General features: G+C 63.6%; 11 protein-coding genes. 8 read left to right on the top strand and 3 right to left on the bottom strand.

Annotation, left to right across the window (positions count from 1 at the left end; genetic code table 11):
- The 5 genes from ligD to EN991_RS09540 form a co-directional block, all read left to right on the top strand.
- Positions 1-1,184: DNA ligase D (gene ligD / locus EN991_RS09565; protein ID WP_127368647.1), on the top strand; the 1,184-nt coding region annotated here is incomplete at its 5' end.
- 288 nt (positions 1,185-1,472) lie between these two features.
- Entirely contained in the window at positions 1,473-2,378 is a 906-nt protein-coding gene (locus EN991_RS09560; protein WP_013530615.1) for a Ku protein, read from the top strand.
- Positions 2,375-3,490 (top strand): tetratricopeptide repeat protein, encoded by a 1,116-nt coding sequence (locus EN991_RS09555; RefSeq protein ID WP_127368646.1) that lies wholly within the window; start codon positions 2,375-2,377, stop codon positions 3,488-3,490. The genes EN991_RS09560 and EN991_RS09555 overlap by 4 nt, the downstream gene beginning before the upstream one ends.
- 209 nt (positions 3,491-3,699) lie before the next feature.
- On the top strand, positions 3,700-4,344 hold the full coding sequence (locus tag EN991_RS09545; protein ID WP_127368645.1) for an alpha/beta fold hydrolase: 645 nt from the start codon (positions 3,700-3,702) through the stop codon (positions 4,342-4,344).
- Between the two features lie 6 nt (positions 4,345-4,350).
- Complete coding sequence (locus tag EN991_RS09540) at positions 4,351-5,121, top strand: exodeoxyribonuclease III (protein ID WP_127365689.1); 771 nt, start codon at positions 4,351-4,353, stop codon at positions 5,119-5,121.
- Between the two features lie 11 nt (positions 5,122-5,132).
- Here the strand turns inward: EN991_RS09540 and EN991_RS09535 are convergent, their stop codons facing one another.
- A complete protein-coding gene (locus EN991_RS09535; protein ID WP_127224232.1) occupies positions 5,133-5,276 on the bottom strand; it encodes a hypothetical protein in 144 nt (47 codons plus the stop codon).
- Positions 5,277-5,314: 38 nt separating this feature from the next.
- Between EN991_RS09535 and EN991_RS09530 the strand changes: the two genes are divergently transcribed.
- Positions 5,315-6,511 carry an SdrD B-like domain-containing protein gene (locus tag EN991_RS09530; protein WP_127368644.1) on the top strand — a complete coding sequence of 399 codons (1,197 nt, stop codon included), beginning with the start codon at positions 5,315-5,317 and terminating at the stop codon, positions 6,509-6,511.
- Positions 6,512-6,571: 60 nt separating this feature from the next.
- Here the strand turns inward: EN991_RS09530 and EN991_RS09525 are convergent, their stop codons facing one another.
- Positions 6,572-6,670, bottom strand: a complete 99-nt coding sequence (locus tag EN991_RS09525) for a hypothetical protein (RefSeq protein ID WP_013530621.1) — start codon at positions 6,668-6,670, stop codon at positions 6,572-6,574.
- A 204-nt stretch (positions 6,671-6,874) separates the two neighbouring features.
- The gene (locus EN991_RS09520) at positions 6,875-6,964 is read right to left on the bottom strand and encodes a hypothetical protein (RefSeq protein WP_081714185.1); all 90 of its coding nucleotides are present in this window, start codon (positions 6,962-6,964) and stop codon (positions 6,875-6,877) included.
- A 35-nt stretch (positions 6,965-6,999) separates the two neighbouring features.
- Here EN991_RS09520 and EN991_RS09515 point away from each other — a divergent pair, with 35 nt between their 5' ends.
- Entirely contained in the window at positions 7,000-7,203 is a 204-nt protein-coding gene (locus tag EN991_RS09515) for a hypothetical protein (protein ID WP_063168627.1), read from the top strand.
- A 111-nt stretch (positions 7,204-7,314) separates the two neighbouring features.
- Positions 7,315-7,866 carry an isochorismatase family protein gene (locus EN991_RS09510; protein ID WP_127368643.1) on the top strand — a complete coding sequence of 184 codons (552 nt, stop codon included), beginning with the start codon at positions 7,315-7,317 and terminating at the stop codon, positions 7,864-7,866.
- Positions 7,867-8,198: the final 332 nt, after the last annotated feature.

The raw sequence follows: 8,198 nt of genomic DNA, 5'->3' as shown, positions 1-8,198 counted from the left end.
GAATGGCAGAGTTCGAGGGCGGTGAATTGCATTATCGCGGCAAGGTCGGCACCGGTTTCGATGCCGCCACAGCCGGTGAATTGCTCGCCAGGCTGGAGCCGCTGCGGGAAGGCGCCACCGCGCCCGAGGGCGTTCCGCGCGAGATCATGCGCGAGATGAACTGGGTGCGGCCGCTGCTGTCGGCGCGCATCCACTACGCCAACCGCACAGCGGACAACGCACTGCGCCACGGCGTCTTCCGCGGTTTGAGGGATGTCGGCCTGTCGACGCCGGTATCCTCGACACGCAAGCGGCTGATCGCCGAGGCTGACCTTGCCACCATCTGGGTGACCAACCCGACGCGCCGGCTGTTCGGCAAGACCGGCCCGACCAAGCTCGACATCGCCGTCTATTACGCGCTGGTCGGCGATTTCATGCTGCCGCACATTCTCGGCCGGCCGGTGTCGCTGGTGCGCTGCCCGACCGGCCTGCCGAAGGATTGCTTCTTCCAGCGCCACGCCTTCACCGGCATGCCGCCCTCGGTGGTGACATTCGAGGCGACAAATTCCGAGGGCGAAACCAAATCCTATCTCTCGGTCGAAGGCGCGAAAGGGTATCTGGCGCTGGCGCAGTTCGGCGTCGTCGAGTTCCACACCTGGGGCACCCACCGCGCCAGCCTCGACAGACCCGACCAGATCGTCCTCGACCTCGATCCGGGAGAGGGGATCGCCTGGCGCGAGGTGGTCGAGGCCGCCGTGCACATCAAGGACGAATTGGGGCGCCTGGGGCTGGTGCCGTTCGCCAAGACCTCCGGCGGCAGCGGCATCCACATCACGGTACCTGTGACAGGCAAGCAGAACTGGAAGAAACTGCACCAGGCAACCAGCGCGATCGCCACGCATCTGGCGACAACGGCGCCTGATACTTTCACCACCACCATGGGCAAGGACAACCGCAAGAAGCGCATCTTCATCGACTACCACCGCAATGCGCGCGGCCACACCTCCGCAGCACCTTACTCCTTGCGCGCCCGCACCAATCTGCCGGCCTCGACGCCGGTCAGCTGGAGCGACCTCGAATCCATCGATGCGCCGCAGGATTTGAATTATTCGTCGCTGCCAGGCCTGCTGGCGACGTCGGGCGATCCGTGGGCCGAGATCGACGAGTTCGCGCGGGATTTGCCGACCCTGCGCTCGTCATCCTAGGTTATGCGCCGCGTCGCTTCGCTCCTTGCTTAGCCCGAAGACGACGAAGAGTATGATCGACGCTTCGTACAATTTGAATTATCCTTCGCCTGCGACCCTTAGGCGTCCTAAAAGATTTCGTCAGGGATTTGCCTGTATCGTGTGGGGTCGGTGTAGGATTTGCGCGGCGCCAATCGTCCTTCGGACGAAAGCGCTGCAGAGAGTATGATCCCGAAAAGTGGGAACCGGTTTTCGGAGAAGATCATGCTCAAGCTAAAATGTCAGTGCATGACCGCGTAGGAGTGTTTCATGGCGCCCAGGGCAAGTTGGAAAGGTTACCTCAAACTCAGCCTCGTGAGCTGTCCGGTGCGGTTGTATCCCGCCACCAGCGCCAGCGAGCGCATCTCGTTCAACCAGTTGCACAAGAAGACCCATAACCGCATCAACATGAAGCCGGTCGACCCCGAACTAGGGCTCGTCGAGCGTGCTGATCTGGTCAAGGGTTACGAATACGAGGACAAGCAGTACATCATCATCGATGATGCAGACCTCGACGCGGTGCGCATCGAATCCAACCATACGATGAACATCGAGGCTTTCGTCGACGAGGACGAGGTCGACGTCATCTACCAGGACGCGCCCTACTACATGGCGCCCGACGGCGCGATGGCGGAGGAAACCTTCGCCGTGTTGCGCGAAGCGATGCGCAAATCCGGCAAGCTCGCCATCGCCCGCCTTGTGCTGTCGAGCCGCGAGCGCGTGGTGACGATCGGCGCGCGCGAGAACGGCATGTTCGTGTGCACCTTGAGGAACCCGAACGAAGTGCGCGGGACGGCTGAATATTTTGGCAATATTCCAGCTGGCAAGCCCGACCCCGAAATGCTGCAGCTCGCCGAAGCGCTGATCAAGCAGAAGGAAACCACCTTCGATCCGAAGAATTATGAGGACCGCTACGAGGCGGCACTCATGATGATGATCCGCGAGAAGCTGAAAGGCCACAAGCCGATCATTGCGGCGGCACCGGAGCGCGGCAATGTCATCAACCTGATGGATGCGCTGAAGGCGAGCCTGTCGCAATCGAAGCCGCCGGCCAAGTCGAAGAGCAAGGCCGACGAGGTTGCCAAGCCAGCTGCAAAGAAAGCGGCAGCGGGTGGTGCTGCTGAAAATCCGCTGAAGGCCAATCTGCTGAAGGCGGTCGGCAAGAGCAAGAAATGACGGCACCGACCGGCGCTGTTTTCGGCACCATCGGCGCGCTGGCGGCGTTTCCGCTCAGACTGGCCGCGCGTGAAGTCGAACGCCAGCACGGCCAGCTGCGGCGCGGCGTCACCAGGCGCACCACGCATGTCGTGTGCGGCCGCACGCTGCTCGCTAAGGCCGGGCTCTCCAGGAACGGCGATGCCGAGATCGAGCGCCGTGTCGCCGCCGAGCGCGGGGCCGGGCGGACGCTGATCAGCGAGAACGGATTCCTGCGCCTTCTCGGACTGATGAAGACACCGGAAGCGTCTTCGCTGTCGCGGCAATCGCTGATCGATCAGTCGCGGCTATCCGGCGCCGAGCTCGATTTGTTGTCACTGTTCGATGCGTTCGAGCATGACGCAGAACCCTATTCCTTCCGCGACCTGATCCTGGCGCGCAAATATGCCGGGCTCGTCGCCGGCGGCGCGACATGGGGGGCGATCGCGCGCTCCGTCCACCGCTCCGGCCCGGTGGCGTCGCTGACCGCCAAGTCGCTCAATGTCGGCTCGCAGCATGGGCGCGCCGATGCGATCTATCTCGAAGGCGGCCAGAGCGAACTCGACGGACAGCTTCTGTTCGATTTGGGCAGCGCCGGTTCGGCAGGCGACGAAACACTGGAAGAGTTGTTTGCCGAGGCCGAAACGGCGGAGGAGGGTGGCGACCATGATGGGGCAGCCGCACTCTACCAGCGCTGTCTCGCCATCGATCCGAGCGATGCGATTGCCGCCTTCAACCGCGCCAACTGCCTGCGCGCCGGCGGCCACGCGGCGGACGCCGCGCACGATTATATCAATGCGATAAAACTCGATCCGGCCTTCGTCGAGGCCTGGTTCAACCTCGCTGGGCTGATGAGCGAGCAGGGCCGCGAGGCCTCGGCGCGAAGGCACCTGCAGAAAGCGATCGCGCTCGACAAAAACTATGCCGATCCGGTGTTCAACCTCGCCCGGCTCGAATTCGACGCCGGCGATCTGCCGGAGGCGCGGCGGCTGTGGGTGCGCTATCTCGAACTCGATGCGGAGTCCGAGTGGTCGCGGGTGGCGGCCAAGGGCGTGCAGTTCGTGGATCTGCAGTTGGCGCGTACGGCGGGGTGAGGGATGCTGGCGCTTGAACACCCCCCTCTGGCCTGCCGGCCATCTCCCCCGCAAGGGGGGAGATCGGCAGCTTGGGCGTCCCGTTCCTGCTTGCAAAGTGGGAGATTGGCGAAAGCGGTTGAGCGCGCAATCTCCCCGCTTGCGGGGGAGATGTCCGGCAGGACAGAGGGGAGTGTGACGGAACTCGACCTCTCCAGCAAGGCCGCCCCATGACCACATTCCTCTTCGATGGCCACGATGCCGCCCCCGTCACCATCCTGCTCGCTCACGGCGCCGGAGCGTCGATGGATTCCCCCTCGATGACCGCCACCGCCAAGGCGCTGGCCGAAGCCGGCTTCCAGGTCGCGCGCTTCGAGTTCCACTATATGGCTGCCCGCCGCTATGGCCACCGCAAGCCGCCGCCGCGGGCCGAGACGGTCAACCCGGAATATATCAAGGCGATAGCCGACCTCAGGGCGAAGGGCGTGACCGGCCCGCTCGTCATCGGCGGCAAGTCGATGGGCGGGCGCGTCGCCTCGATGGTTGCCGACGAGATGTTTGCCAAGGGCGAGATTTCAGGCCTGCTGTGCCTCGGCTATCCCTTCCATCCGCCGGCCAAGCCCGATCAATTGCGGACCAAACACCTCGCCGATCTGAAGACGCCGACGCTGATCTTCCAGGGCACCCGCGACGAGTTCGGCACCAGGGACGAGGTTGCGACTTATGACCTTTCCGATCGCATCGAGGTGATCTGGCTGGAGGACGGCGACCATGATCTGAAACCGCGCAAGAGCATTTCGGGATTTTCGGCCGCCGACCATCTGAAGACGCTGGCCGAGACGGTGAAGGCGTGGTCGGGTCGGATCGTTTCCTGACCTTCGATGAAGATCGCCTCCTTCAACATCAACAACATCAACAGCCGGCTTGAAAACCTGCTGGCATGGCTGGCTGTGGCAAAGCCCGATGTCGTGTGCCTGCAGGAGCTGAAGGCACGCGACATGCAGTTTCCGCGCTCGGCATTGGCGGCGGCCGGCTATGGCGCGGTGTGGAAGGGCGAGCCGACCTGGAACGGCGTTGCCATCCTGGCGCGGAGTGCCGAGCCCGTGTTGACCCGCGATGCCTTGCCCGGCGACGAAGCCGACAGGCAGAGCCGCTACATCGAGGCGGCGGTGAATGGCATTGTCGTCGCTTGCCTCTATGCGCCGAACGGCAATCCCCAGCCCGGCCCGAAATTCGCCTACAAGCTCGCCTGGCACGCGCGGCTGGAGGCGCATGCCGAACAGTTGCTCGACACCGGCCTGCCGGTGGTGCTGGCCGGCGACTACAACATCGTGCCCGAGCCGCGCGATATCTACGCCACCCGCTCCTATGACGACAACGCGCTGGTGCAGCCGGAAAGCCGGGCGTCGTTCCGGCGCCTGCTCGACCAGGGTTGGCTTGATGCCCTGCGCAAGAAGCATCCGAAGGAAACGCTTTACACATTCTGGGACTATCGCCGCAACCGCTGGCCGCGCGATGCGGGCCTCCGGCTCGATCACATCCTGCTGTCGAAGAAACTGGCACGCCGCCTGACCGCCGCCGGCATCGACCGCGACGTGCGCGGCGAGGACGGTGCCAGCGACCATGCGCCGGTGTGGGTGGAATTGAAGTAAGGCGACTGCTTTCATGCGTCGCGCTTGAACGGATCCATGCAACGCGCTTTAAGTCTTTTGTCTTGATGCATGTCGCTGTCCCAAACCCGGGTTCGCTTTTGGCCGACATGCAATAACCTGTCGGCAAAGTATTCCAACGCAGCCGGATCGCCCATGAACGCAATCCTCCACGAGATCTGTGAAAGGAGGCTCCATGCCTGACTTGGGCGCTGTCGAGATACTGTTCGCCGCCCTTGTGGTGCTTGCGGCAGCTGTCGTGTCCTGGCGGCTGTGGCGGAAGCGCAGCCGCCGCAAGGGACGGCGGCAGACCAATCCGGCTGCCGACTATGCCGTCCGCACCGACTGGAGCGGCCGCGGGGGCATGCTCAATTACTCGTCCTTCGTCTATTTCGATGTCGATCGCGACGGCAAATACGGCGCCGGAGACCGGCCGATGGCCGGGATCATGGTGCGGCTGTATGATAAAGCCGGCAAGCTCGCCGCGTCCGCGCGCACCAACAATGCCGGCTTTGCCAATTTCCCCATGTCGGTGAAAGGCAGAAAGGCCGTGATCCGCAAGCCGGGCAACTGGCGCTTTGTGGTTTCGGTGCCGCCCGGCTGGCAGGCGAAAAGCGAAAACGACATTCAGTCCCGACACTTCCTGCCGCTGCCGGGTTCGCCGGCCGGGATGGTATCACAGGAGATGCTGCTGCCGGTCGGTCTGGCGCCGCCGCGCCGCGTCAGCGGGCGCGTTGCCGGCGATGGACCCGCGACCCTCTCCGTGTCGGGGGACGGGCACGTCCTGGAGACGCGGACACTGGCGCCGGGTGCCGTCTTCAGCTTCGACCTGGCTGAAGAAGCCGACACGGTCAGCATCAGTGGCGAAGGCTTGGAGCGGCGGCTGACGCTGTCGCCCTACTCGGCGGATCTCGGCCTGCTGTCCGCGCAACGCGCCGGCATTGCCACCGATGCCGCTCTCGAAACGATCGGTTTCGACGATGTGACGTCGCGCACCTTCAGGAAAATTCCGGCCGGTCATGCCGGATTGGCGTGGCGCAACCTGAATGCGATGGCGCGCGACTACACCAAGGACAGCCAGGGCTATGTCAATGGCAACGTCTCCGGTGACCATGTGCTCTACACCAGCAGCGGGCTGCCTGCCGAATTCAGCTGCGAACGGCCGTTCGGCTTTCACTCGGTCATGCTGAGCGCCGCCTGGCTGGCGTCGGAAGGGGAGGTGGCGCTGATCGAAAGCTGGCTTGGCGAGCAGCTGATTGCAAGCGATCAGATCACGCTGTCGGCGCTGACGCCGTTGCACTATGCCCCGATGCTCAAAGCTGTAACGCGTGTTCGCCTGTCGACGAAGCACTATTGGCAAATGGTCGTGGACGATTTGGTCCTGACACGCTGAGATTTGGGCATGCCAAAGCGGAGCGAATTTCGCCCCGCTTCAATCAGGTTACGTTTACGATCAGCCCGGCACGATGATAATCGAGGCGCCGTTCGACGCTGTGACCGCCGACAGACGGCCCTTTTTCAAGAACGACGGCTTCACATAAATCTTCTTCATTTTCAGACTCTCCTAAAATCCCAGCCTGATGATGCCATACTGCGGCCATCTGTCAACCATGCGAGCTGAAAGCAACAAACAATAAACCCAACAATGCGCGACAAGGGGCCAGGGTCCCTATTCTTTGCTTCGGGCCATCCCAAAACCAATTGCACCTGGAGTTTGCTCTCCAGCGCCGGCGCGATCCGCCAGAGATGCGCCGGATTAAAGCGTGACGCTGCTCGGGGCGTTTGCCGTGACGGCGGAAAGCTTGCCCTTCTTGACGAAGGTCGGCTTCGCGTAAGTCTTCTTCATGGTGTTCTCTCCTGAACTCTCGGCGAGCATGGCAGATGCGCGACATGTGTCAACCAAGCCGGGCGCCGACGGCGGCCCTCCTGGCGCTATCGGCTGGCGGCCAGCGCCTGGCCTCCGGCTCGCTCGACGGCACGGCCCGGCTATGGGGCATGGACACCGGCCACCAGATCGCGCTGTTCGACAGCAAGACCGGCCCGATCTATGCGGGCGTCCGCCGCGGTGCTGACCGGCGGCAATGATCGCACCACCCGCGACTGGCCGCCCGACGGCGGTGACGGCGTCGTGCTGTTTGCCGGCGCGTCGGAATGAGCAAATCTTGATCACCTTGTCCGCCGTGCTATGTAAAGCCCATGCCAGCATCCAGCCTCCCAGACAACGCGCCGCTCATCGTCATCGATCTCCAGACCGGTATGTTCGACGGCGTGCACGAACCGCCGATCCATGATGCGCCAGGCATAGTCGAGCGCACCAAAGCGGTGATCGACTGGGCGCGGCGCGGCGGGCGCAAGGTCGCATTTGTCAGGCATGATGGACCCGAAGGCGATCCGTTGGCACCGGATCAGCCGGGCTGGCCGGTTTGGCCCGCACTTGGCCAAGCTGCGGACGAGCCGACCTTTGCCAAATCCGTGCGCGATGCTTTCAGCAATCCTGCCTTCGGCGACTGGGTTGCCGGGCAGGGTGCGGGTGCTGTCGTGCTCCTGGGCGCGCAGACCGATTTTTGCGTGGCCGCGACGGTCAAGGGCGCGATCGCCAGAGGGCTCGGCGTGGCCGTGGTGTCCGATGCGCACAGCACGCTGGACAATGCCAGCGAGAGTGCCGAGCAGGTCATCATCAGGCACAATGGCGAATTCGCCGAGGCCGGCGTCAATCTGGTGACCACAAAGGCGCTTGTCGGCGGCTGAAGCCCGAACGTCGCCGCAGGCCGCATTATCAGGCAGGCCGGCTTGAGGAGTTCGCGAGGGAAGACAGCGCCGGGCGCCTGCCGTGGTCGACGCGGACGGGGGGGCGCATTGTTGGGATGGCTCGGGCGCCCGCGTCAACCAGGGCGGCTCGTACCGCCGCATTAGCAACATTGCACATTGCGTGCCGCTCGAAACTTCCGCGAAAGCGGAATAGGCCGGAGCAAAAGGGCGGATTCGGCTGAGACTTTCGGCGCGCTTTCCCGGTCCGGGAGTCAAAAAGCCTGCTGGTTATTGGGAATGTCGTTCAAGGCGTTTGCCGGTGCTGCACCGGA

The organism is Mesorhizobium sp. M7A.F.Ca.US.005.03.2.1 (assembly GCF_003997795.1).
In the GTDB taxonomy this organism is placed as follows: Bacteria; Pseudomonadota; Alphaproteobacteria; order Rhizobiales; family Rhizobiaceae; genus Mesorhizobium; species Mesorhizobium ciceri.
The sequence above is the reverse complement of the archived record's forward strand: the minus strand, read 5'-3'. Positions and strand labels throughout refer to the sequence as shown.